The sequence below is a fragment of the Bosea sp. (in: a-proteobacteria) genome, assembly GCF_023953965.1.
Classification (GTDB): Bacteria; Pseudomonadota; Alphaproteobacteria; order Rhizobiales; family Beijerinckiaceae; genus Allobosea.
Genome location: NZ_JAMLIX010000001.1, coordinates 1,770,270 through 1,794,259 on the forward strand (window position 1 = coordinate 1,770,270; position 23,990 = coordinate 1,794,259).

At 68.9% G+C, this 23,990-nt stretch carries 13 protein-coding genes; 9 read left to right on the forward strand and 4 right to left on the reverse strand.

The window, feature by feature from the left end:
- The first annotated feature begins 80 nt into the window (after positions 1–80).
- The 3 genes from M9917_RS08190 to M9917_RS08200 are packed head-to-tail and all read left to right on the forward strand — an operon-like array spanning position 81 to position 12,219.
- Positions 81–2,087: an amino acid adenylation domain-containing protein gene (locus M9917_RS08190; RefSeq protein ID WP_297252594.1), complete on the forward strand. Its 2,007-nt coding sequence runs from the start codon at positions 81–83 to the stop codon at positions 2,085–2,087.
- Positions 2,084–10,000 (forward strand): non-ribosomal peptide synthetase/type I polyketide synthase, encoded by a 7,917-nt coding sequence (locus M9917_RS08195; protein WP_297252596.1) that lies wholly within the window; start codon positions 2,084–2,086, stop codon positions 9,998–10,000. Before M9917_RS08190 ends, M9917_RS08195 begins: the two co-directional genes overlap by 4 nt.
- 8 nt (positions 10,001–10,008) lie before the next feature.
- Complete coding sequence (locus tag M9917_RS08200; RefSeq protein WP_297252598.1) at positions 10,009–12,219, forward strand: condensation domain-containing protein; 2,211 nt, start codon at positions 10,009–10,011, stop codon at positions 12,217–12,219.
- Here the strand turns inward: M9917_RS08200 and M9917_RS08205 are convergent.
- Together M9917_RS08205 and M9917_RS08210 are read right to left on the reverse strand one after the other, a co-directional pair.
- The gene (locus M9917_RS08205) at positions 12,197–12,946 is read right to left on the reverse strand and encodes a 4'-phosphopantetheinyl transferase family protein (protein WP_297252600.1); all 750 of its coding nucleotides are present in this window, start codon (positions 12,944–12,946) and stop codon (positions 12,197–12,199) included. The genes M9917_RS08200 and M9917_RS08205 overlap by 23 nt on opposite strands.
- Entirely contained in the window at positions 12,943–14,280 is a 1,338-nt protein-coding gene (locus M9917_RS08210) for a polysaccharide biosynthesis protein (protein ID WP_297252602.1), read from the reverse strand. The genes M9917_RS08205 and M9917_RS08210 overlap by 4 nt, the downstream gene beginning before the upstream one ends.
- A gap of 284 nt (positions 14,281–14,564) precedes the next feature.
- Here M9917_RS08210 and M9917_RS08215 point away from each other — a divergent pair, with 284 nt between their 5' ends.
- From M9917_RS08215 to M9917_RS08240, 6 genes are all read left to right on the forward strand, one after another.
- Positions 14,565–17,426 carry a right-handed parallel beta-helix repeat-containing protein gene (locus tag M9917_RS08215; RefSeq protein WP_297252604.1) on the forward strand — a complete coding sequence of 954 codons (2,862 nt, stop codon included), beginning with the start codon at positions 14,565–14,567 and terminating at the stop codon, positions 17,424–17,426.
- A gap of 104 nt (positions 17,427–17,530) precedes the next feature.
- Positions 17,531–17,665 (forward strand): hypothetical protein, encoded by a 135-nt coding sequence (locus tag M9917_RS08220; protein WP_297252606.1) that lies wholly within the window; start codon positions 17,531–17,533, stop codon positions 17,663–17,665.
- The gene (locus M9917_RS08225; protein WP_297252607.1) at positions 17,658–18,518 is read left to right on the forward strand and encodes a glycosyltransferase family 2 protein; all 861 of its coding nucleotides are present in this window, start codon (positions 17,658–17,660) and stop codon (positions 18,516–18,518) included. Before M9917_RS08220 ends, M9917_RS08225 begins: the two co-directional genes overlap by 8 nt.
- A gap of 540 nt (positions 18,519–19,058) precedes the next feature.
- The gene (locus tag M9917_RS08230) at positions 19,059–20,222 is read left to right on the forward strand and encodes a sensor histidine kinase (RefSeq protein WP_297252609.1); all 1,164 of its coding nucleotides are present in this window, start codon (positions 19,059–19,061) and stop codon (positions 20,220–20,222) included.
- Positions 20,219–20,893, forward strand: coding sequence for a response regulator transcription factor (locus tag M9917_RS08235; protein WP_297252611.1), 675 nt, complete (start codon positions 20,219–20,221; stop codon positions 20,891–20,893). The genes M9917_RS08230 and M9917_RS08235 overlap by 4 nt, the downstream gene beginning before the upstream one ends.
- 417 nt (positions 20,894–21,310) lie before the next feature.
- Positions 21,311–21,463 (forward strand): helix-turn-helix domain-containing protein, encoded by a 153-nt coding sequence (locus M9917_RS08240; protein ID WP_297252613.1) that lies wholly within the window; start codon positions 21,311–21,313, stop codon positions 21,461–21,463.
- Positions 21,464–21,545: 82 nt separating this feature from the next.
- Here the strand turns inward: M9917_RS08240 and istB are convergent, their stop codons facing one another.
- Both istB and istA read right to left on the reverse strand, forming a co-directional pair.
- Complete coding sequence (gene istB / locus M9917_RS08245) at positions 21,546–22,409, reverse strand: IS21-like element helper ATPase IstB (RefSeq protein WP_465246306.1); 864 nt, start codon at positions 22,407–22,409, stop codon at positions 21,546–21,548.
- Complete coding sequence (istA, locus tag M9917_RS08250; protein ID WP_297250232.1) at positions 22,406–23,905, reverse strand: IS21 family transposase; 1,500 nt, start codon at positions 23,903–23,905, stop codon at positions 22,406–22,408. Before istA ends, istB begins: the two co-directional genes overlap by 4 nt.
- Positions 23,906–23,990 lie beyond the last annotated feature (85 nt).

The following is a 23,990-nucleotide window of genomic DNA, read 5'->3' on the forward strand; positions in this document are numbered from 1 at the left end:
CCGAAGCCGCTTCATGGGGAGATGGCGTTACCCCAACTGCTCCCATTTTGTCCTAGGAGCCGGCAGCATAGCCTTCCTCCATGAGCAAGGCTTTCGACAGGAAAACCCGCCGCCGCAAACCGGGACGTGACGGGCTGCCCGATATCCGCGATGGAGCGGACCGGCGCGCGCGCCGACCGGAGGTATCGCGGGAGGCAACCGCCGGCGCTCCGGCCGCTGCGGCTGCGACCCTCGTTTCCCTGTTCGCCGAACAGGTCGGCATGGACCCGCATCGCGCCGCGCTGTCGCTCGGCCCGGCGAGCCTCAGCTATGCCGAGCTCGACCGGCGTGCCGACAGGCTGGCCGAGCGGCTCAGCGCGCTGGGTGCCGGACCCGGCGCGATCGTCGGGCTCAGCCTGCCGCGTTCGTTCGAGCTCATCGTGGCGATGCTCGCCATCCTGAAGAGCGGCGCGGCCTATCTGCCGCTCGACCCCGCCTATCCCGGCGAGCGCCTGGCCTTCATGGTCGAGGATGCCGGCGCCGCGATCGTCGTCGCGGCCGGCGATGGCGCGGATTGGCTGCCGCACGGCTGCCGGCGGCTCGACCCTCGTGACGACGACGGAGCCGGGGCGCGGCCTCCGGCGTCAATGGCGCGTCCGCCCGAAGCCGGCGACCTGGCCTACGTGATCTACACCTCCGGCTCGACCGGCCGCCCGAAAGGGGTCGCCGTCGAACATGCCTGCGTCACGCGGCTCTTCAGCGCGACGCAAGGCTGGTTCGGCTTCCGCTCCAGCGATGTCTGGACCCTGTTCCATTCGGTGTCGTTCGATTTCTCCGTCTGGGAGATCTGGGGGGCCCTGCTCCATGGCGGGCGGCTCGTGATCGTGCCCGACGGCACGACGCGCGATCCCGCCGCCTTCCTGGGCCTCATCGCGGAGGAGGGCGTCACCGTCCTCAACCAGACGCCCTCCGCCTTCGCCGCGCTCGACCGCGCCGATCAGGACCGCCAGGGGCGCGAGCGGCTCATGCTGCGTCTCGTCATCTTCGGCGGCGAGGCGCTGGATCCGAGGCGGCTCGCCGACTGGTACGCGCGCCGGGGCGAGCACGCGCATCTCGTCAACATGTACGGCATCACCGAGACCACCGTTCACGTCACTTATCGCCCGTTGTCGCCGGCGGACACGGCGTTGCGATCGAGCCCGATCGGCTGGCCGATCCCGGATCTCGACATCCTGCTGCTGGACGGCGAGACGATGCGGCCGGTCCCGACGGGCGAGACCGGCGAGATCTTCGTGGCGGGGCCGGGGCTTGCGCGCGGCTATCTCAACCGGCCGGAGCTGACGGCCGCCCGCTTCGTGCCGCATCCGCATGAGCCGGGCGCGCGGCTCTATCGCTCCGGCGATCTCGGCAGGCTGAACCGGCACGGCGAATACGAGCATCTCGGCCGGGCCGACCAGCAGGTCAAGATCAGGGGTTTTCGCGTCGAGCTCGGGGAGATCGAGACCGCGCTCATGGCGCATCCCGCGATCGGGCAGGCCGCCGTCATGCTCCGCTGCGGCGAGGGGGGCGATCGCCTCGTCGGCTATCTCGTCGGCAATGGCGGCGAGCGCCCGTCGCCTGCCGCGCTGAAGGCCCATCTCGCCCGCGGCCTGCCGGATCACATGGTGCCGGCGGCTTTCGTCTTCGTGCCCGAGCTGCCGCTGACGGTGAACGGCAAGCTCGATCGGGCGGCGCTGCCGGCGCCCGGCCGGTCGCGGCCCGACAGCGTCGCGCCCTACAGCGCCCCGCGCAATCCGCTCGAACGCAAGCTCGCCGAAACCGCCGCGGCCGTGTTCCAGCTCGATCTCGTCGGCATCGACGACAATTTCTTCGACCTCGGCGGCAATTCCCTGCTGATGGTCGAGCTTCACCGCCGCCTCCTCCCCGAGATGGGGTGGCTCGGGCTGGTCGATCTGTACCGCCGGCCGAACCTGCGCGCGCTCGCCGGGCCTGAACCGGCGCGCGCCGGCGCGCCCGGCTTGCTCGCCGCCGCCCGCGAACGCGGGATGCGCATGCGGGAACCCTCCCGATCCCCGCCTTCGAACCCTGCCTGCCGGTGGCCCTCATGAGTGACCTGCTCCCGCGCAATGCCGTCGCGATCATCGGCATGTCCGGCCGCTTTCCCGGGGCGGCGGATGTCGCCTCCTTCTGGCGCAACCTCCTGGACGGGGTGGAATCGATCGCCCGTTTCGACGCCACGGAGCTGGAAGACAGCTTCGATGCCGCAACCCGCGCGCTGCCGAACTACGTTCCGGCGCGATCCGTTCTGGAAGGCGTCGAGCTGTTCGATGCCGCCTTTTTCGGCATGCTGCCCCGCGAGGCCGCCGTCACCGATCCGCAGCAGCGGCTGCTGCTCGAATGCGCCTGGGAAGCGCTCGAGGATGCCGGCCACGATCCGACCGGTCCCGGCCAGTGCATCGGCGTCTTCGCCGGCGCGACCTCCGGCACCTATCTGTTGAACAACCTGTTCCAGGACCGCGCGACGGTGGCCGCCTACACCTCGAATTTCCAGATCGGCAACCTGCCGATGCTGGTCGGCTCGGCTTGCGATTTCACGGCGACGCGGATCGGCTACAAGCTCGGCCTGACCGGCCCCTGCGTCGCCATCCAGTCGGCCTGCTCGACCTCGCTGCTGGCGGTGGCGCAGGCCGTGCAGAACCTGCTCTGCCACGGCTGCGACATGGCTCTGGCGGGCGGCGTCTCGATCACCTTCCCGCAAAGGCGCGGCTATCTCGCCCAGGAGGGCGGCATCGTCTCGACGGACGGCCATTGCCGCGCCTTCGACAGCGGCGCCACGGGCACGGTCTTCGGCAGCGGCGCCGGCATGGTGCTGCTGAAACGCCTGGAGGATGCGGTCGCCGACCGCGACCATATCCACGCCGTCATCCGCGGCGTCGGCGTCAACAACGACGGCGCGGCCAAGGTCGGCTTCACGGCGCCGAGCGTCGACGGCCAGGCGGCGGCGATCGCCATGGCCCATGCGGCGGCCGATGTCGATGCGCGCTCCATCGGCTATGTCGAATGCCACGGCACCGGCACGCCGATGGGCGATCCCATCGAGGTTGCCGGGCTCACCGCCGCCTTCCGCCTGACGACGGAGGATCGCGGCTTCTGCGCGCTCGGCTCCGTCAAATCCAATGTCGGCCATCTCGACGCGGCCGCCGGGGTGACCGGCCTGATCAAGGCGGCGCTCTCGGTCGCGACCGGAACGGTGCCGGCGAGCCTGCATGTCACCGAGCCCAATCCGGCGCTCGAGCTGCCGGACAGCCCGTTCTTCATCGCCGACCGCCGGCAGGAATGGCCCGTCGAGGGCTTGCGCCGGGCCGGCGTCAGCGCCTTCGGCTTCGGCGGCACCAATGTCCATCTCGTGCTGGAGCAGGCGCCCGCAATGGGCGCCGTGGCACCCGCCAGACGCACGCAGATCCTGACGCTCTCGGCCCGCAGCACCGCGGCGCTCGACGCGGCGCGGGAGAGGCTCGCCGACCATCTCGAAACGCATCCCGAGCAGGACCTCGCCGACATCGCCTTCACCTTGCAGACGGGGCGGCGAGCTTTCGCGCACCGCATGGCCGTGACCGGCGCCGACCATGCCGCAGCCGCCGCCGCCTTGCGCAAGCAGAATGCGGCGCGGGCTCCGGCGATCTCCGGCGCCGGCGACCTCGTCTTCATGTTTCCGGGACAGGGCTCGCAATATCCGCAGATGGCGCGCGAGCTCCATGCCGGGGAGCCGGTGTTGCGCCGAACGGTCGATCTCTGCTGCGAGATCCTGAAGCCGAAGCTCGATTGCGATCTGCGCGGCCTGCTCTATCCGAGCAATGGCGGGGCCGATCCGGAGCGCCTCTCGGCGACGCGGTTCGCCCAGCCCGCGATCTTCACGGTCGAATACGCGCTTGCGCAACTGCTGGCGAGCTGGGGCCTGCGCCCCGCCGCCATGATCGGCCACAGCGTCGGCGAGTTCGCAGCCGCCTGCATCGCCGGCGTCTTCTCGCTGGAGGATGCCCTGTCGCTGGTGGCGACGCGCGGGCAAATGATGCAGGACCTGCCGGGTGGCGCGATGCTGGCCGTGCGCCTGCCCGATGCCGAGATCGCGGCGCTGGCGCGCGACGGCGTCTCGCTCGCCGCGATCAACGCGCCGGGCATGAGCGTGCTGGCCGGACCGTTCGAGGCGATCGAGGCGCTGGAAGCCGAGCTCGCGCTCCGGGGGGTGACGCATCGCCGGCTGCAGACCTCGCATGCCTTCCATTCGAGCATGCTCGACCCGCTGATCGAGCCCTTCACCGAGGCGGTCGCGGCGATCCGCCTGCGCCCGCCCGAATTGCCCTATGTCTCGGGCGTCACCGGCCAGTGGGTGACGGCGCAACAGGCGACGGACCCGTCCTATTGGGCAAGCCACGCCCGCGAGCCCGTCCGCTTCGCCGACGGCATCGCCACGCTGGCGCGCGAGCTCTCGCCGGTGCTGCTCGAGGTCGGACCGGGGGCCGCGCTGTCGAGCTTCGCGCGGCAAGGCGCGGGGGCCGGGTGCAACACGGTCTCCTGCCTGCCAGCGCCGGAGGGCGATGCCGGGGAGATGCTGGCCGCGGCCGTCGGGCGCCTGTGGAGCGTCGGCGTCATGCCCGATTGGGCCGCCTGGCACGGCGAAGGCGGCCGCAGGCGCGTCTGCCTGCCGACCTATCCGTTCGAGCGCAGCCGGCACTGGGTCGACCCCCCGGCCGGGAACGCATCGGCCGCGCCGGACCCCGTAACTCCAACCCAGCGTTCGAGCCAACCCGATCAGGATCCCGCCATGTACCGCCAAGCCGATGCCGACATGTCCCCGGGCCGCCCGGAACTGGGCAGCCGCGTGGCCGCGATCTTCGAGAACCTGTCGGGCCGCTCCTTCAGCGCGGCGGACAGCGGCGCGAGCTTCCTCGAACTCGGCTTCGATTCGCTGCTGCTGACCCAGGCGGCGCAGAGCCTCCAGACGACCTTCGGCGTGCAGATCCGGTTCCGGCAGCTTCTCGACGACCTGCCCAGCATCGACGAGGTCGCGCGCCATATCGCGGAAACATGCCCGCCGGAGATCACCAGGCCCGCTCCGGTCGTGGCGATGCCTGCCGCGCTGGCCCTGGCGCAGCCCGCCGCTCCCGCGCCCGCTGCGGCCATCACCCGGGAGCAGCCGCGCGAAGCCGGGGTCGATGCGCTGATGCGCGAGCAGCTCGCGGTGATGTCGCGGCTGATGGAGCGTCAGTTGCAGGCCCTGGGCGGCCAGCCCGCCGCGCCCGTCGTCGAGACGGCGCCGCCGCCGGCCCAGCCGCCACGGCAGGCCGCCGCCCCGGCTTCCGCGAAGGAGGCGCCCGCGCGCTTCAAGCCGCTGATCCGCACCGGCAGCGAGGCGCTCACCGAGGCGCAGCGCGCCCATATCGCCCGGCTGACGGCGGACTATGTCGGCAAGACCTCCACCTCGAAGCGGCTCGCGGACGAGAGCCGTCCGGTTCTGGCCGATCCGCGCACCGTCGCCGGCTTCACGACGGACTGGAAGGAGATGGTCTATCCGATCGTCTCCGCGCGGGCGAAAGGCGCCTGCATCTGGGATGTCGATGGCAACGCCTATATCGACCTCGTCAACGGTTACGGCCAGACCGCATTCGGCCACGCGCCGGATTTCGTCGTCGCGGCCGTTCAGGCACAGCTTGCGGAAGGCTTCGCCATCGGTCCGCAATCGCCCTTGGCGCACGAGGCCGCGCGACTCTTCTGCGAGCTGACCAGCCACGCCCGCGTCGCTTTCTGCAATACCGGCTCGGAAGCGGTGATGGCGGCGCTGCGCGTCGCCCGGACCGTCACCGGCCGCGACGGCGTCGCGGCCTTCTCCGGCGCCTATCACGGCCAGTTCGACGAGGTTCTGGTGCGCGGCGTCGGCGCGGGTGGAGAGCATCGTTCGCTGCCCGCCGCGCCCGGCATCCCGGCGCAGGCCGTCGGCCGCATGACCGTGCTGGATTACGGCACTGATGAGAGCCTCTCCTGGCTGCGCGAGCATGCCCATGAGCTCGCCGCCGTCCTGGTCGAGCCGGTCCAGAGCCGCCGGCCCGGATATCTCCCCGCCGCTTTCCTGAAGGAGCTGCGCGCGATCACCGAACGGGCGGGGACCGCGCTGGTCTTCGACGAGGTCGTGACCGGCTTCCGCGTGCATCCGGCCGGCGTCCAGGCCCTGCTCGGCATCAAGCCGGACCTCGCCACCTATGGGAAGGTCGTCGGCGGCGGCCTGCCGATCGGCCTGCTGGCGGGCGTCTCCCGCTTCATGGACGCGCTCGACGGCGGCGCCTGGCGCTTTGGCGACGACAGCGTGCCGGAGGCCGGCGTCACCTTCTTCGCGGGAACCTTCGTCAGGCATCCGCTCGTGCTGGCGGCGACGGTCGCGGTCCTGAAGCACGTCAGGGACAGGGGGGCCGCGCTGACCGAGGAACTGACGGCCCGGACGCAGCACCTCGTCGCGGAACTGAAGCGGGGCTTCGCGGAAGTCGGCTGGGATGTGCCCATCGAGCACTATGGCAGCGTGATGTATTTCGAGCCGGGCCGCGACCATCGTCTCGGCAGCCTGCTGCATTACCATCTGCGGGCGCGCGGCATCTTCATCCAGGAGCATTACCCGTGCTTCCTGACGACGCAGCATGGCGACGCCGAGATCGCGTCGATCGTCGAGGCGTTCCGCGACAGCCTGCGGCTCATGCGGCAGGACGGGATGCTGCCCGGCGCCGCTGACGCCATGCATCTGCCGAAAGCGATCCTGCCGGCGCAGATCGCGCGCGTCCCCGCCGCGATCGAGCTTCCCCTGACCGAGGCCCAGACGGAGATCTGGCTCTCGGACCAGACGGGGCCGCAGGCCAGCGCCGCCTTCGTCGAATCGGTCAGCCTGACGCTCGACGGCGCCATCGACGCGGCCCGTCTCGCGGAGGCGATACGGCAGGTCGCGGCGCGCCACGCGATCCTCCACGCGCGTTTCTCCGCCGATGGCGAGACGATGCGGATCGCCCCTTCCGACACGCTCCCCGTCGCGATCGTCGATCTCAGCGGCCAGACCGATCCCGAAGCCGCCTTGCGCGCCCGGATCGAGGCGCGCGCGAGAGAGCCCTACGATCTCGTGCAGGGGCCGGCGGCGGAAGCGGAGATCGTCGTGCTGGGCGAGAGGAAGCACGTCGTCGTCCTGTCGGCGCATCACATCGTCTGCGACGGCTGGTCGACGAACATCCTGCTGGACGAGATCGCCACGGCCTATCGTGCAGGCGTCGACGCGCTGAAAGCGCCGATGGCCTTCGCCGATTACGCCAGGCTGATCCGCGACGACGCGCGCGCTGAGGAATCCGCGGCCTACTGGGTGGGAATCTTCGAGAGCATCCCGGCCCCTCTCGATCTGCCGACCGATCGTCCCCGGCAGGCGACGCGCAGCTTCCGCGGCGGCACGCGCACGGCCTTCATCGATGCCGGACTCTACCGCGACGTGAAGGCGACCGGCGCCCAACGCCGCCGGACCCTATTCGCCACGCTCTTCGCCGCCTTCCAGGTGCTGATGCTGCGGCTCAGCGACCAGCGCGATCTCGTCATCGGCATCCCCGCCGCCGGGCAATCGCTGCTGGAGGGCGCGACTCCGGTGGGCCACTGCGTCAACTTCCTGCCGGTTCGCTCGGCGATCGACCCGGCAGAGCCCTTCAGCGCCCATCTCGACAAGGTCGGCCGCGTCATCCTCGACGCCTACGACCATCAAAGCTGCACGCTCGGCACGCTGCTGAAGCGGCTCGGCGTCGCGCCTGTCCGGGGCCGGCTGCCGCTGGTGGAGGTCCAGTTCAACCTCGAGCGCCTGGCCGATCGTCTCGACTTCGGCCCGGAGCTGCGCGCAAGCGTGCAGCCGAACCCGAAATCCTTCTCGACCTTCGATCTCTACGTCAACATCGTCGAATCCGACGACGGGCTCCGCATCGATTGCTGCTACGGCGCCGATCTCTTCGATGCCGCGACGATCGATCGCTGGCTCGGGCATTACCGCACGCTGCTCTCAGCCTTCGTCGCCGACCCGGACCAGCCGATCGCGGCGATGCCGCTGATCGAGGCAGGCGAGCGCCAGCGCCTCGTCGCCGACCTCAACGACACCCGGATCGCCTTCCCGGACGGGCAGGATGCGGTCGAGGCCTTCGAGATGCAGGCGCGGCAACGCCCCGATGCGATCGCGGTGTCGTGCGGCGAGGAAGAGCTGTCCTATGCCGCTCTTAACGCCTGGGCCGACCGCATCGCGGCCGAGCTGACGGCCAGGCTCGACGCGCCCGAAAGCCGCGTCGGGCTGCTGATCGGACGCTCGCCCGCCCTCGTCGCCGCCATGCTCGGCGCGCTGAAGGCCGGCTTCCCCTATGTGCCGCTCGACCCGGCGATGCCGGCGGCCAGGATCCTGCGGATCCTGCGGGACGCGGAAGCCGCGGCCCTGCTGAGCGCCGGCTCGCGCGAAACTGCCGTCATCGAGCCGGACGAAGGCGTCGCGGTCATCGACGTTCACCGGACCGAGCCCAAGCTCGCGGGCATCAGGACGGCGTCCGTCGCTCCCGATCAGCTCGCCTACGTCATCTACACCTCCGGCTCGACCGGCGCGCCCAAGGGCGTCGAGATCAGCCGTGGCGCGCTTTCGAACCTGCTCTTCGCCATGGCGCGCGAGCCGGGCTTCGGCGATGGAGACACCCTCCTCGCCGTCACCACCGTCACCTTCGACATCGCCATGCTGGAGCTCTTGCTGCCGCTGGTCAGCGGTGGCCGCGTCGCCATCGCCAGCGCCGAGGAAGCGCGCGACGGCTCGGCGTTGCTGGCGCGGCTGAACCAGAGCCGGGCCACCGTGCTCCAGGCGACGCCGATGACATGGCGGCTGTTGCTGGAAGCCGGTTTCAGCTCCTGGCCCGGCTTGCGCATGCTTTGCGGCGGCGAGGCCTTGCCGCTCGATCTCGCCCGCAGGCTGATGGCCGGCGGCGGCGCGCTGTGGAACATGTATGGCCCGACCGAGACGACGATCTGGTCCTCGGTCGCCCGGATCAGGCCCGACGACGAGGTCGTCACCATCGGCCTGCCGATCGCCAACACGCAATTCTATATCGTCGACGCCAATGACGCGCCCGCCGGTGTCGGCATCCCCGGCGAATTGCTGATCGCGGGCGCGGGGCTCGCGCGCGGCTATGCCGGCAATCCGAAGCTCACGGCCGCAAGCTTCGTCGCGAACCCGGTCGATCCCGGCGCCAGCGCGCGTGTCTACCGCACCGGCGACAGGGCCAAATATCTTCCGGACGGCCGCATCCAGCATCTCGGGCGCCTCGACCATCAGATGAAGCTGCGCGGATTCCGGATCGAGCCCGGCGAGATCGAGGCCGTCCTCGCCCGCCGGACGGGCATCGTCTCGGCCGTCATCCTGCGCGAGGATGTTCCCGGCGAGCCGCGCCTGGTCTGCTATTACGTCACGACCGCCGAAAACCTGGCCCCGGCCGCATTGCGGGCCGCCCTGGCGCAGGAGCTGCCGGACTACATGGTGCCGGCTCACTGGGTCGGGCTGCCGGCCCTGCCGCTCAATGCGAGCGGAAAGCTCGACCGTGCCGCGCTTCCGGTTCCCGCCGCCCAGGTCGCGGCGCCGCAGGCCGACAAGGCCGCGCCGCGCACGCCCGCCGAGGACATTCTCACCCGCATCTGGAGCGAGGTCCTGAAGCGCGACGATATCGGCATCGACGACGATCTCTTCGATCTCGGCGCCGATTCCCTCAGCATCTTCCAGATCACCGGGCGGGCGCGCCGCGAGGGCCTGAAGGTCGCAGCCCGCGACTTCTTCCGCAACCGGACGATCGCGGGCGTCGTCGCCGTGCTGCCCGAGGCGGATGCCGTCGAGCCGGTGGCCGCCACGTCGCCGCTCTGGAAGCGGGCCTGGCGTCGCCCGCGCGAGGCGGCGGTGCCGGCCGGTCCGGATGCCGTCTCGCAACGCGAACAGGGGTGAGCGGGGCCATGCCGAACCATTTCACCCGCGAGCCGGAAGTTCCCGTCCACACGCCCGAGCGGATCGTGATGACGGCGCGCTGCTCCTCGGTCCAGGAGCGCTACTGGCGGCTCGACCGTCTTGATCCCGGTACGCCGGCGCTCAACATCGTCGTCAAATGGCGCATTCGCGGCCATCTCGACGCCTCTCTCGCGCAGGACGCGTTCCAGGCCATCCTGGATCGGCACGAAAGCCTGCGGACCTCGATCCGCGAGGAGGATGGCCGCCCCGTCCAGGCCATTGCGGAGGATATCCCGTTCAAGCTGCCCGAGATCGACCTGTCGGGCCTGGCGGAGGCCGATCGGGCCATCGAGGCCGATCGCATCGCGCAGATCGAGGCGCGGACGAGCTTCGCGCTCGGCGAGGCTCCGCTGTTGCGGGCGACGCTGCTGCGGCAGAGCCGGGCCGAAGCGGTGATCCTCGTCATCGCGCACCACATCGTCAGCGACGGCTGGTCGATGGGCATCATCGCCAAGGACTTCGTCGCCGCCTATCAGGCGCTCGGGCGAGGCCGCAAGCCGGCGCTGCGCGATCTTCCGCTGCAGTACTCCGATTTCGCCGAGGGGAGCCGGGACGGCCTCGCCGGGGGCGAATTCGCGCGGGAGGAGGCCTACTGGCGACGGCAGCTGGCTGAGCTGCCCGACACCGTGGTGCCGCCGGATCGGCCGCGCCCGGCCTTGCGCAGCGCCAGCGGCGCCTCCCTCGCGCGGCTGCTGCCACGCCCGCTGACCGCGGGGCTCACCGAGCTCGCACGCGGCGAGGGCACGACCTTCTTCTGCGCCGCCTATGCCGTGCTGCTGGAGCTGCTGCACCAACGCACCGGCGCATGCGACATCGCGCTCGGCACGCAGATGGCGGCCCGCGACGATGCCGAGCTGGAAACGATCGTCGGACCCTTCGTCAACACGGTCGTGCTGCGAACGGCCGTCACGGACGATCTGTCTTTCGGCGCGCTGTGCCGGGCCGCCCGCGATACCTTCGAGGATGCGGTCGATCATCATCTGTGGCCCTTCGACAGGGTCCTCTCCATGCTGCCGACCCGGGGAGACGCAAGCCGCCCGCCGCTCTCGATCAACTTCATCGTCCAGCGTGCCTTCATCGGCGAGCTCGCCAATGACAGCTTCCAGCTATCCGGCATTCCCTCGCCCCTGCCGGGCGCGCTCTACGATCTGAATTTCATCCTGGTCGAGCGCGAGGAAGGCTGGCGCCTGACCTGCGAATATCACCGCGACCTCTATGACGAGGCGACCGCGAGCGGGCTCGTCGCGCAATATGAGAGCATCGCGGAGGCCGTGCTCGCCGATCCCGCCGCGCCGTTGTCGCAGGCGCTGCCGGTCGCCTCGATCCAGGCACCCGCCATCGGCGCCGCGGGGCTGCGCCGGACCTGGCTCCAGAAGGCCGGCACGCAGCCGACGCTGTTCGCGCTCAATCACACGGCCCATAATCTGCGCCTGTATCGTCCGCTGTCGCAGGGGCTCGGTCCCGATCAGCCTTTCGTCGCCCTGCAGCTCATCGAGCCGACCGTCGATGGAGCGGCACCCGCCTCGATCGAGCAGCTGGCGGCCGCCTATTGCGACGCGATCGTCGCGACCGGGACGGATGGCGGCTATCGGCTCGCCGGCTTCTGCCGGTCGGGGGTGATCGCCTACGAGGCGGCAAGGCAGCTTGCGGCCGCGGGACACGAGGTCGATCTGCTCGTGCTGATCGACTGCTGGGCGCCGGGCTACTTCCTGCGGCAACCCTACCGCGCGCGCCTGCTCTTCAGGCTGAGACGCGCCGGCCGCTTCGCCCGGCGGCTCTGGCGCGGCGGCCCGCGCAACTTCGCCACGCGCATGGGGTTCTGGCTGCAATCGACGGCCGCCATCCGCCAGGTGAAACGCCTGTTCTTCTGGAGGGTGGCCGAAGAGGCAGCCGACGAGGCCGATTTCTGGCGCACGACCGATGAGCTGGAAGCCCTGGTCCAGCGCTATGTCCTGCCCGATTACGACGGCCGCGTCCTGCTCTTCCGCAGCGAGGCCATCCCGGAAGGCTGGCCGCCCGATCCCGCGCTCGGCTGGACCGGTCACCTCGCCGCCGACACGCCCCGCTTCGCCATCCGGGGCGAGGGGCACGAGGGCGCGTTCTCGGAGGCCGGCTCGCAATCCATGGCCTTGCGCATCATCGAGGCGGTGCAGGCATAGCGTTCATGAGCGCGCCGGCCGGCGCCGGCTCGGGCCGGGCCATCCAGACGGCCGACCAGCCGTGCCGGCGCGCGGCCAGCGCGCCACAATAGCCCGGTGCCGGCCGCAGATCGGCGAGTTGCCAGCGCGCGGCCTCCCCGGCATCGGATCCGACGGCCAGGACCTGCGCGGAGAGCGGATCGAGCGACACCGCGACGCTCGACGGTGGCGTATTCAACCCCGCGCCGGTCGCCTTCAGGCAGGCTTCCTTGCGCGTCCAGCAGCGGATGAAGGCTTCGTCCCGGGATTCGGGCTTAAGCGCCGCGAGGGCCGCTGCCTCCGCGGGCGTCATGCAGGCGGCGGCGACATCGGGCGGCACGGGGCGGACGCGTTCGATGTCGACGCCGACCGCCAGCCCGGCCGTCACCGCGACGATGGCGAGATCGCCGGAATGGCTGAGATTGAAGGCGACGGGCCGATCGGCGTCGCCATCGGCGAGAAACGGCTTGCCGGACGCGGTCTCCCCGAAGCGAAGGCGCGCCGCCGGAACCTGCGTATAGGCGGCCAGGACCTGCCGCAGCCAGCTGCGCGCGGCGACGAAGGCGATGCCGGCCTGCGCCACGCGGAAGCGATCGGCGCGGGCCCGTTCCGGCCCCGACAGGATCGCGCGCCGTTCCGCCGCCTCCGTCTCGCCAAGATCGGTGCGGCAGCACCACAGATGCACCTGCGACGGCGGCGGCGACATCATGGCGCGGGGACCACCGCGGCTTCGCCGCCGGCGGAGCGGCCGCCCTGGCGGGCCCCGCGCCCGCTCAGCAGGCCGGAGGTGCGCGCGATCAGCACCGTCAGGACGATCAGGGTGATCAGTTCCGTCAGAAGCGTGACCGAGATCAGCCCCGCCACGCCGAAGATCAGTGCGGCCGGATAGACCGCGAGCAGGTTGAAGCAGGCCGCCGAGAGGCTGGTGAGGAAAAGCGGCCGGGTCCGTTCCAGCGCCCGGAATGCACAGCCCAACACCAGGTTCACCAGCGCCATCGGGAAAATCAGCGAGTACCAGGCGATCACCCAGTCGAATTCCAGGATCTCGCTGCCATAGAGCAGATGGAGCAGGCGCTGACCGAACAGCACCAGTCCGAGGGTGGCCGAGACGCCGATCAGCAAGGCGAATCCGATGGCCCGTCCCAGTACGCGCCGCAGCCCCGGCAACCCGGCCGTCGCGAAGGCCGCCCCGGCGAGCGGCGGAACGACGTTCTCGAGCGCCTCGCGCACGACATTCATGACGGCGAGGAGGCTCTGCGCGACCCGCAGGGCGCCGAGGATCCTGGGACCGAAGAGGCCCGCCGTCACCAGCAGGCCGCTATAGGACAGCATCCATTGCACTGAGCCGGTCAGGACGAGCCAGCGGGCCGAGCGCCATTGCCGGCGCGTCACAGCCGGGAAGACCGCCGGCTTCCAGACGAACGGGCCCGACACGATCAGGCCGCAGGCCGCCGAAACGGCGGCTGCCGCCGCGACGGCCCATAGCGCATGGGCGACGCCGATCGGACCGGCATGCCAGAGAATGGCGAGCGTGCCGAGCTTGAGCGCCTGATTGACGACGTCGATCAGCAGCACCGCCGCCGGGCGCCGGCGCGCAAACAGGTATCGCCGCAGGAAATCCTGGGTCAGGTAGGCCGCGGCGGTCGCCGCGCCCGGCAGGGCCGCGCCGTCGAGCGCCGTCGCGGCCGCGGCAAACGTCAGGACGGCGAAGATGACGAGCGCCGCCACGGCGACATAGGCGGCCTGATGGACGAAGACCACGGTGTAGTAGGCTTGCGCTTCCGCTTCGTCCTCCTGCGAACCGATGCTCATCATCGGGCTGACGATCAGGCCGAGCTGGAGGCTCATCGCCAGATACAGCGCGAGCCAGACCGTCGTGTAGAGGCCGAAGGCTTCGAGCCCGAGCGCGCGCGCCAGCAACAAGGTCGTCAGGAAATTGCAGATGCTGGAAAGGATCTGGTCGCCGAAGGACAGGGCGGGGCCGACGGCCGGACGAAGGCGTGCCTTGAAGCTGCTGCGGTCCTGATCGGGAGCCGCCGTCATCTCGGCGAGGGCCGGAAGAGATGCCGGGGCCTCGCCGCGCCGGCTCCTGTGTCGCGCTTCATCGGGCCCTCCGCCCAGGGCTGCATGCGGCCGCCCCGTCGTTCCCCATCGGTCGAAGTCTACCGCCGCCGTCGCGGCCGTTGCGCTGCGCATCGGGACTACCCGCAAGGTGGGTGAGCCCCAGGACCGGAGGGCGTGGCTACCTCCAAAGCCCATCCTGCCGCGCATGCCTCCCGCGCTAGTCTCGGCCGAGGGCGAGCGCGGACGCACGAAGGAGCCGGATCGTGGCCGGGATCTCATCGGTAAAGGCGGCGGGCCGGCCCGATCGGCGGGCGACGGACCGCTATGTTCCGCTCCTCGCGCTCGGCTTTGCGGGATATGTCCTGTTCGGCAAGAGCTTCGCCTATCTCGGCGTGCCGCCCGTCTTCATCGGCGAGATCCTGCTTTGCCTCGGCATCCTGGCCCTGCTCGCCTCGGGTAGCGCCGTGACGCTTCTGGCCACGCTGCCGGCCATCAGCGCGGCCCTGCTGATGGGCTGGGTCCTGCTGCGAACCCTCCAGGGCCTCGGCAGCTACAAGGTCAATGCCCTGCGCGACGGAGCCGTCGCCCTCTATGCCGGCTTTGCTTTCATCGTGGCCGCATTGCTGGTCGAGAAGCCGGCAAGGCTCGCCACCGTCGTCGGCTATTTCAGGATTCACGCGCGCGTGCTCATCCCGATCGCCATCGCGGCCTATCTGGTCGCGCGGTTCGCCGGCACCTCGCTGCCGAAGCTTCCGGGGCAGGATGTCGAGATCGTCTCGGTTCGCTCGGGGGAACTGGCCGCCCATCTGTGCGGCGCGCTCGTCCTGGTTCTCGTCGGGCTGTGCAGGGTGGGGCGCGTCTGGCTCGTGGTTTGCGTCGGGGCCGCGCTGCTCATCGCCAGCCAGAGCCGCGGCGGCATGCTGGCCCTGATGCTGCCCCTGATCGTCGCGATGGTGTTCACCGGGCAGTTGCGCCGCTTCGTCGCCATGGGGGGGCTCGTCGCCCTGGTCATGGGCGCCGCCTATGTGGCCGATATCGAGATCGATCTGCCCAGGGGCGAAAGGCCGATCAGCGCCCGTGCGGTCGTCGACAACATCGCCAGCATCGCCGCATCGAGCGACGCCAACAATCTCGACGGGACCAAGCAATGGCGGCTGAGCTGGTGGGAAGCGATCCGCAACTACACCTTCCACGGCCCCTATTTCTGGACAGGCAAGGGTTTCGGCGTGAACCTGGCGGAAGCGGACGGGTTCGTCGTCGGCCTCGAACGCGGCGGGCCGACATTGCGCAGCCCGCACAGCGTCCACATGACCTATCTGGCGAGGGGCGGGGTGCCGGGCCTGGCGCTTTGGCTCATGACCTTCGCAAGCTGGATGGCGGCGCTGCTGCGCGCCGCCCGCCTGGCCTGGCGATGCGGGGACCGGGACTGGTCGCGCTACTTCGTCTTCCTCGTCTGCTATCTCGCCGCGATCATCATCGACGCGTCCTTCGATGTCGCCCTCGAGGGACCGATGCTCGGCATTCCGTTCTGGATCCTGTTCGGGATCGGCCTGGGCTCGCTGATGATCTATCGGGGGCTGCCTGTGGTCGAGATGACCGCGGCCTCCCGCGCGAAACGACGCGCCGGCGCAGGCATCGGCGGCGCCGCCCTGCTGCTGGCCGCGGGCCATCTGGGCGGCGGGCCTGCCGAAGCCGCCGAAGGCTCCTGCCCGGCCTCGGCGATTCCGGTTCCGGTCGGCGCCTCCATTCCGGCGCTCGTCGCCAAGGCGCCACCGGGGGCGACGTTCTGCATCGCGGCAGGGATACACCGGGCACAGCTCATCGTGCCGAAGGACGGGCAGGTCTTCATCGGCGAGCCGGGAGCGGTGCTGACCGGAGCCGAGCCGATCACCGGCTTGCGCCAGCAGGGGCGCTTCTGGATCGGCTCGGCCGCGAGGCCGGGCCTTCCTCCCTTCGGTACCTGCCTGAGGTCGCGCCCGCGCTGCAACGACCCCGAGCGCTTCTTCCTCGACGATGAGCCGCTGGAACCGGTCGCCACCCTCGCCGATCTGGGCAAGGGCATGGTCTTCCGCGACGCGTCGTCCGACCGATTCTATCTCGCGCAGGATCCGGGCGGCCGCAGGCTCGAGCACACGCGCCAGCCCTATGCCTTCCGCAACGACGGGGCGCGCCGCGTCACCGTCAGAGGGCTGATCGTGGAGAAATATGCGACGCCGGCCCAGCAGGGCGCGATCTTCGGCGATGAGAATCCGCGCGCGACCGATTGGCTGATCGAGAACAACGAGGTTCGCCTCAACAGCGGATCGGGGATCGCGACGGGCGAGCGCAGCATCGTTCGCGGCAACAAGGTCCATCATAACGGCCAGCTCGGGATCTCGCCCAACGGCGCCGATGTCGTGATCGAGGACAACGAGATCTACGCGAACAACATCCTCGGCTTCGATGCCGCCTGGGAGGCCGGCGGCGTCAAGGCGGGAGCGGTCGAGCGGTTGACGCTGCGCCGCAACCATGTGCACGACAATTTCGGGTCCGGCCTATGGTGCGACGTCGACTGCCGCGACATCCTGATCGAGGACAACCGGGTCGAGCGCAACGCCGATGCCGGCATCTTCTACGAGATCAGCTTCGGCGCCGTCATCCGCAACAACATCGTTCGCTTCAACGGCACGGGGCGGGGCGGCCAGCAGGGCAGCGCCTGGATCTGGGGCGCCGGCATCCAGATCGCCGCATCGGAGGGCGTCGAGGTCTACGGCAATTCCGTCACCGTGGCGGAGGGCGGCGCCGGAATCGTGCTCGTCGATCAGGCCCGGGAGCGCATCGGGCGGCCTGCCGCGGGAGCAGGAGCCGGAAAGCTGCTCTACAGGACCGTGGGCAACGCCGTGCACGACAATGAAATCATCTATGATGGCGAAGCCGGCATTTCGGGTGGCGCCAGCGACGTTGCGAGATCGAACCCGAATTTCGGGATCATCGAAACCGGCGGGAACCGTTTCGATCGAAACACCTATGTGCTGCGCCGGGCGGCGGCGTCGCCCGCTTTCGCCTGGGGGGACGCGGTGGTCTCCTACGAACGATTCCGTAATCTCGGCCAGGAGACGAACGGGCACCTCGTCCGGCCGAAATGATCCCGGCCCCACGACCATCATCCGATCGGCGTAGTCCCGACGCTCGCGCCGTTCAGCCCTTGGGGGCGCAGGCATGCGCGCGCCGGCAAGGGTAGAATTGGGCCATGCAGATCGTGGAGGGCACTTCGATGCTGGATCGCGCCCAGTTCGCCGAGCTCTTTCCGGATGCGCGGATCCTGACCGAAAACGTCTTCCTCCTTCCCAAATCGCTGATCGCCATCCGGAGCCCGGATGCCTGAGGGCCTCACGACGACAAGGCGGTGCGACTTCGCCTTCCTGTCCCTGGCCCGGGATTGTGCGCCGACGATTCCGCGTTTTCTCGATCTGCTCGCGGCGCTGCGCTCCAGGGGATTGAGCCTTGCCGCCTTCGTTGGCGAGAACGGTTCGCGCGATGGGACCCGGGCCTTGCTGGAGCGCGCCGAGGCGGCCGGCCAGCTCGTGCTGGTGCCGACGGCCTTCATGGCGAAGATCCCGGATCGGCTCGCGCGGATGGCTCTCGGCCGCGAGCGGATCAAGATGGAGCTCGATGCTTCGCGGCTCGAGCCGCGCATCGTCTGCGTCCTCGACCTCGACAACGTCCTCGCCAGGCCGCCTTCCGCCACGGCCCTGATCGAGGCCGCCGCCAAGCTCGACCGGCCGGGCATCTTCGGCGTGTCGGCGACCTCGAGACCCCATTACTACGATCTCCTGGCTTTTCAGGACGAAGGGCGATCGTTCGAGACGCTGCTCGACGATCTGGCCGCGAGCCGGGGCAATATCTTCAGCTATTATCGTTTCTTCCGCTCGCGGATCTACCCACACCAGCAGGCGCTGACCGACGATCGCGAGATTGCGTGCGCGTCGAGCTTCAACGGCCTGTGCCTCTATCGCGCCGAGGTCTATCGCCTGGGAAGCTACCTGCGGTCCGGGCGGAGCATCTGCGAGCATCTGGTTTTCAACCGCCGGCTCGCGGAGATGACCGGCGCGAAAATGCTGATCGATCCCGGCCTCGTCCTGCCCACGCCCATCGACCATTCCGAGCAGAGCTTCCTGCCCTTCGCCTGGAGACGGCTTCGCAAACTCATGGCGTCCCGGTCGCCGCGTGGCCCGTGATTTGCTTGGCCCGATCTGCACGGGTGATCACATGGCCGTCGAGGGTGTTGTCGCAGGGGAGAGGACAGTGGCCTTTTCGAACCGTAGCGGCACGCATGCGATGCCGTTTCACGTTTTCGTGTTGACCAGACCTCGATGTCGCCCGACGCGTTGGAGCGAAATTAAATGAAATGTTCTTACAGAAGGCGTAAGTTGACAGGGCCTCGGCCGAAGCGGCTCGCAGGCTGACCCTGAGCCGGCGTCTCAGATTTGGGACGCCGCGTCTGAACTGCATCTGTCTTTGTGATTTCGGTCCCAGTTTGAGACTTGGATAAGGTTGGTCCCGCAAAGCTCCGCTCGGGAGGTCAATGATCGTGACTGTATCCGGCAAGAACGAGGCGACATGCGACGCGATCGCGACGTCGCGCGCCAGGGGAGCGATCTCCGGCGAAACGACCAGCGGCCCGTGGGAAGCGGCCGCGATGAACGGTGCGAGAGGCCGCACCCTGATGCATTGGCGACGAAAGGAACGACGTCCGGGCAAGAGGGAATATTCTCGAGATGATGCACCTGCCGATCCAGAATGAGCTCGATATAGAAGTTTATCAGGAGCCGTCGTTGATCGTTTCCGGTGACGGAAACGTCCGGGCTTTCAATCGCGCCGCTCGGCTGGCACTGCCGCGCGCCGCTCGGGACTCGTCGCTGTTCGATCTCTGCGTCAGCCCCGCCGGCACCTTGAGAAATTATCTCACCCGCTGTTCGAGCCTGCGGCCGCCGGCGATGATGAAGCTCAGCTTCGATGGGCACGGCGATGTCAGCGAGTTTCAATGCCGCGCCAGCGTGCTGACCTCGCGGCCCGGGGTGGTGGCTATTCTGCTGCGCCTGTTTTCCATGCGCGACGCTGCGATAGCGACGGTGCATGATGGGATGATGGAAACGGAAGGTCGGCTCGCGCTTCGGCAGATCGAGGAGTTGCGGCGCGATCGCCAGCGCCTCGGCGAGCAACTGGCGTTGCTGGCCGAGGCGCTGCGGGTCGCCGAGGAGCAGAAACGGGAGCTCCATGCCGAGATGCAACTCGTCAGGGCCGACGAACGCGAGCGTATCGCGTGTGATATTCACGACCAGGTCGGACATGAAATGGCCGTGGTTCTCGCCGAGGTCAGGAAGCTGCGGGATGACGCGCTCGGGTTCGAGCGAGAGCGTCTTTGTGCCATCGAAGAGCATGTTTTCGACGTTGGACGCAGAATTCACCGCGCCGTGATCGGAGGCAGGCCGCGCATCGTCGAGGAATTGGGTCTGGTGCGGGCTCTCGAGGCGACGGTGGTTTCGTTCGCTGCGGATGGCGGCCTCGCCCCGTCTTTCGTGAGCAGGGGCGCGGTGCCGGAAGCGCTGCCGGTGCCCATCGAAAGCGCCCTCTACAGGGTCGCCCAGGAGGCCATGACGAACGTGGTCAGGCACGCGCCCGAGGCGCAAACCCTGGCGTTGACCCTCGAATTTTCCATCGAATCCGTCTCTCTCGCGATCGCCGACGACGGGCCCGGCTTCCTGATGGAGCCGTTGTGGCACGCGGGGGGCGAGCACGGCATCGGTCTTCGGGGAATGCAGCAGCGCGTGAGGGACATCGGCGGATCGCTGAGGATCGACGCGCATCCCGGCAAGGGCACGACCATCACGGCCAGCGTGCCGCTTGGCCACCTGCTGCACAAGCGGGCGACCGTGCCGTGACGGTGCGCGTCATCCTGGTCGACGACCATCCGGTTGTGCTGGCCGGGCTTGCGGCTCTTCTCGACGGCGTGCCGGATTTCGAACTTGCCGGACAAGCCAGATCCGCGTCCCAGGCGCTTGCGCTCGTTCGGGAACGGGGTCCGGGCGTCGTCGTGCTCGACATGGGACTGCCGGGAATGAACGGTGTCGCGCTGGCCGAGCGCATCTTCGAGGCAGCGCCCGAAACGCGGATCGTGATGCTGACCCACTTCGAGGATCCAGGCCACGTCCAGAATGCGTTGAGGACCGGCATTCGCGGCTATGTTCTCAAGTCGTCACCCGGCGACAAGGTCATCCAGGCGATCAAGACCGTGCAGGGCGGCGGCCTCTACATCGACTCCGAGTTGGAAGAGTTCCGCTCCGAATGGGTGCGCAGGCAGGCGCAGCGATGCGTCCGGGATTCGGCTCCCCCTCCGGCGGGCGCGCTGAGCCATCGCGAGGCGCAGGTCCTGCGCCTGGCTGCGACCGGCCACTCCAACAAGGAGATCGCACGCCGCATCGGTCTGGGGGTCAAATCAGTCGAAACCTATCGGTACAGGGCCTGCAAGAAGCTGCTGCTGCACTCGCGTCTGGACATCATCAGATATGGAGCCGAGCAGGGCTGGTTCCTGGTGCCGCAGGACGTCGACTAGACCATTTTTGAGCGAAGTGGGTACCGGTTGGCGTGAAGGAAATGCAATAAGATAATAGATTAGAGCGTTACGGAGAAACTCGGGAACGATCCGGATCGTCCTGCGATCCGTCGGGCGCAAAGCCGTGATCTAAGCTTTTGCCTTGGCAACGGGTTGCTCCGAAAAGTGGATTCCACGTTTCGGCCCCATGCTTTACGCTTTCCCGACCCTTGTGCGGCGTCGGCTCTGTGCGGAGTAATCAACTTGGCGCCCCAGGAATTAATCGCCGCCCGTGCGCGCGGTTCCTGTCCTGAAGGGTATAGCGACTTGAATGGGCATGCCCGCTACAACGCGATGGGGACGTGGAGCCTCTGCACGCGATGCCGAGCATAGTCGCTTCGCGACAGTCACAGGGTGACCGGATCGGCTGCACCAACCATGGTCAGGATTGTCGTTGCCGACGAACACGCGATCTACCGCACGGGTCTGCGCGTCATCCTGCAGGCTGCGTTGCCGGGCGTTGAATTTCTCGAAGCTGCCGATCTCGACGTGTCAACGGCGGTCGGATTCCAGGCCAGCGTGGCGGAGTAAAAGCAGGCCACTGGCGTTGAGGGTGGCGGATATGGCAGGGGCCCCGATCGGGGCCCCTGCCATATCGCGCTGTCGGGATTGATCAGGGGATGATCTCGCCGGTTTCTGGATCGGCTTCGTTGGCGGTGGTCTGTTTTTGCCCCGCCGCGGCGGAGGCGCGCCGGCGGCCGGCCGATTGTTTGAGGCGGTAGCTGTCGCCGTTCATGGCGAGGATGCTGACGTGGTGGGTCAGGCGATCGAGCAGCGCGCCGGTGAGGCGCTCCGATCCCAGGACGGACGTCCAGTCCTCGAAGGGCAGGTTCGAGGTGACGATGGTTGAGCCGCGCTCGTAGCGTTGCGAGAAGATCTCGAACAGGAGCTCGGCGCCGGTCGGCGACAGCGGCACATAGCCGAGCTCGTCGACGATCAGCAGCTTGACCGCCTGCAACTCGCGCTGGAGCCTGAGCAGGCGCTTCTCGTCGCGGGCTTCGAGGAGCTGGTTGACCAGCGAAGCCGCCGTCGTGAAGGCGACGGAGAAGCCCTTCTGGCAAGCGGCCAGCCCGAGCGCGAGGGCGACATGGGTCTTGCCGGTGCCGCTGTTGCCGAGCGCGATGATGTTCTCCCGGCGCAGGATGTAGCCGCAGCGCGCCAGCTCCAGCACGAGCATCTTGTTCAGGCTCGGGATCGCCGTGAAGTCGAAGGTGTCGAAGCTCTTCACCGCTGGGAAGCGCGCCGCCCGGATCCGCCGCTCGACCGTGCGCCGCTCCCGGTCGATCAGTTCGAGCTCGACCAACCGTAGCAGGTAGCGGGGATGATCGACGCCGTCGCGGGAGCATTCCCGTGCCACCTTGTCGTACTCGCGCAGGACGGTTGGCAGCTTCAGTTGCTTGAGGTGGTGCGCCAGCAGGACCTGCGGCGTTCCAGCGGTCGTGCCCGCCGGCATCGTCTCTTTCCCCGAGCCCGTCATGCCGCGGCTCCCGGCAGGAGCACGGCGTAATCGGCCGCCGAGGTCGTCTTCACCGTAGTCCTCGGCAGATACGGATAGGCCGCCAGATCCAGACGGGCCGGGCGCCGTTCCAGCCGCGCCAGCGCGATCAGCTTCACCGCATCGAAGCCGATCGCGCCCAGCCGGATCGCCTCGCCGACGGCGAAGCTCACGACCTCGCGCGGCAAGGCCTCCAGCAGCCGCAGCACCTGGATGAACTCGCGCTTGCCGCGATTGCCCATGCGCGCTTCCAGGAGATGGCGCAGGTGCTGGAAGGCCTCGGGCAGGTCCCAGCCCTGCAAGGCCGCGGCCTGGTCGAGGGCGTTCGGCTTCTCCTCGATTAGCGCCAGATAGTGCAGCGGATCGGAGACGAACACGCCCGTCCCGTAATTGCGGGGATGGCGGGCAATCTCCTCGCCCCGGCACAGGATCACGACCTCCTCGACGAAGCCCTTCACCACCACGTCCTGGAAGCCATAGGCCGTCGGGACCGAGTAGTCGTTCGACCGATATCGGACCAGCGCCGTCGACGAGACCCGCGCACCACGCTTCTCGCACGGCTCCAGCGGCACTGCCGGCAAAGGGCGCAAGACCCCGAGATCGGCAACAAGCCGCTCTCCGATCGTCTGGGCATGCCGGCCGGCCCGCTCGTCCTGTCGCCGGCGGCAGCGCTCGGCCAACATCGCGTTCAGTTCGGCGAAGCTCGCCGCCAAAGGGATCGGCGTCATGAAGTTCGAGCGGGCATACTTCACCAGCCCCTCGACCTTGCCCTTGTCATTGCCCTTGCCCGGGCGCCCGAACCGATCCCGGAACAGATAGTGGCTCACCAGCTCCGTGAAGGCCCGCGTCCGCTCGCGCCGGCCATCGCCGCAGATCTTCGCCACCGCAATGCGGGTGTTGTCATAGAGGATCGACAGCGGCACACCGCCGAAGAAGCCAAAAGCCGAGACGTGACCGTCCAGGAACGCTTCCGTCGTCTCGCGCGGATACGCCTTCACGAAGCAGGCATCCGACTGTGGCAGGTCCAGGCAGAAGAAGTGGATCTTCTGCCGCACGCCGCCGATCACCGCCAGCGCCTCGCCAAAATCCACCTGGGCGTGACCGGGCGGATGGGCCAGCGGAACGAAGGTCTCGCGGCCCCGCGCCCGGCAGAGCCGCACATGGTCCTTCACCACCGTGTAGCCGCCGGCAAAGCCGTGCTCGTCCCGCAGCCGCTCGAAGATCCGCTTCGCCGTATGGCGCTGCTTCACCGGAGACGCCCGGTCTCCGTCCAGGATCGCCTCAATCACCGGCAGCAGCGGACCGAGCTTCGGCTTCTCGACCGGCTTCGTGCGCGTGTAGCCCGGAGGGATCGAGAACCGGCACATCTTGGCGATCGTTTCGCGGCTCAGCCCGAACACGCGAGCCGCTTCCCGTCGGCTCTGCTTCTGATTGAAAACGAAATCGCGAACCGCCGCGTAGACCTCCACAGCGAACATCCCCGCCGACCCCGAAAGGGATCAGCCTATCCAGTGGACGACTTTTACGCCGCCCGCGCCCGCACAAACGCAGGCGCTTCACTGG

Excerpts from the sequence above, each read along its gene's own strand:
- M9917_RS08200 (WP_297252598.1), top strand. The coding sequence starts at position 10,009 with ATGCCGAACCATTTCACCCGCGAGCCGGAAGTTCCCGTCCACACGCCC.
- M9917_RS08195 (WP_297252596.1), top strand. The coding sequence starts at position 2,084 with ATGAGTGACCTGCTCCCGCGCAATGCCGTCGCGATCATCGGCATGTCC.
- istA (WP_297250232.1), bottom strand. The coding sequence starts at position 23,905 with ATGTTCGCTGTGGAGGTCTACGCGGCGGTTCGCGATTTCGTTTTCAAT.
- M9917_RS08210 (WP_297252602.1), bottom strand. The coding sequence starts at position 14,280 with ATGACGGCGGCTCCCGATCAGGACCGCAGCAGCTTCAAGGCACGCCTT.
- M9917_RS08230 (WP_297252609.1), top strand. The coding sequence starts at position 19,059 with ATGATGCACCTGCCGATCCAGAATGAGCTCGATATAGAAGTTTATCAG.
- M9917_RS08225 (WP_297252607.1), top strand. The coding sequence starts at position 17,658 with ATGCCTGAGGGCCTCACGACGACAAGGCGGTGCGACTTCGCCTTCCTG.
- M9917_RS08205 (WP_297252600.1), bottom strand. The coding sequence starts at position 12,946 with ATGATGTCGCCGCCGCCGTCGCAGGTGCATCTGTGGTGCTGCCGCACC.
- M9917_RS08240 (WP_297252613.1), top strand. The coding sequence starts at position 21,311 with ATGGTCAGGATTGTCGTTGCCGACGAACACGCGATCTACCGCACGGGT.
- istB (WP_465246306.1), bottom strand. The coding sequence starts at position 22,409 with ATGACGGGCTCGGGGAAAGAGACGATGCCGGCGGGCACGACCGCTGGA.
- M9917_RS08190 (WP_297252594.1), top strand. The coding sequence starts at position 81 with ATGAGCAAGGCTTTCGACAGGAAAACCCGCCGCCGCAAACCGGGACGT.
- M9917_RS08220 (WP_297252606.1), top strand. The coding sequence starts at position 17,531 with ATGCAGATCGTGGAGGGCACTTCGATGCTGGATCGCGCCCAGTTCGCC.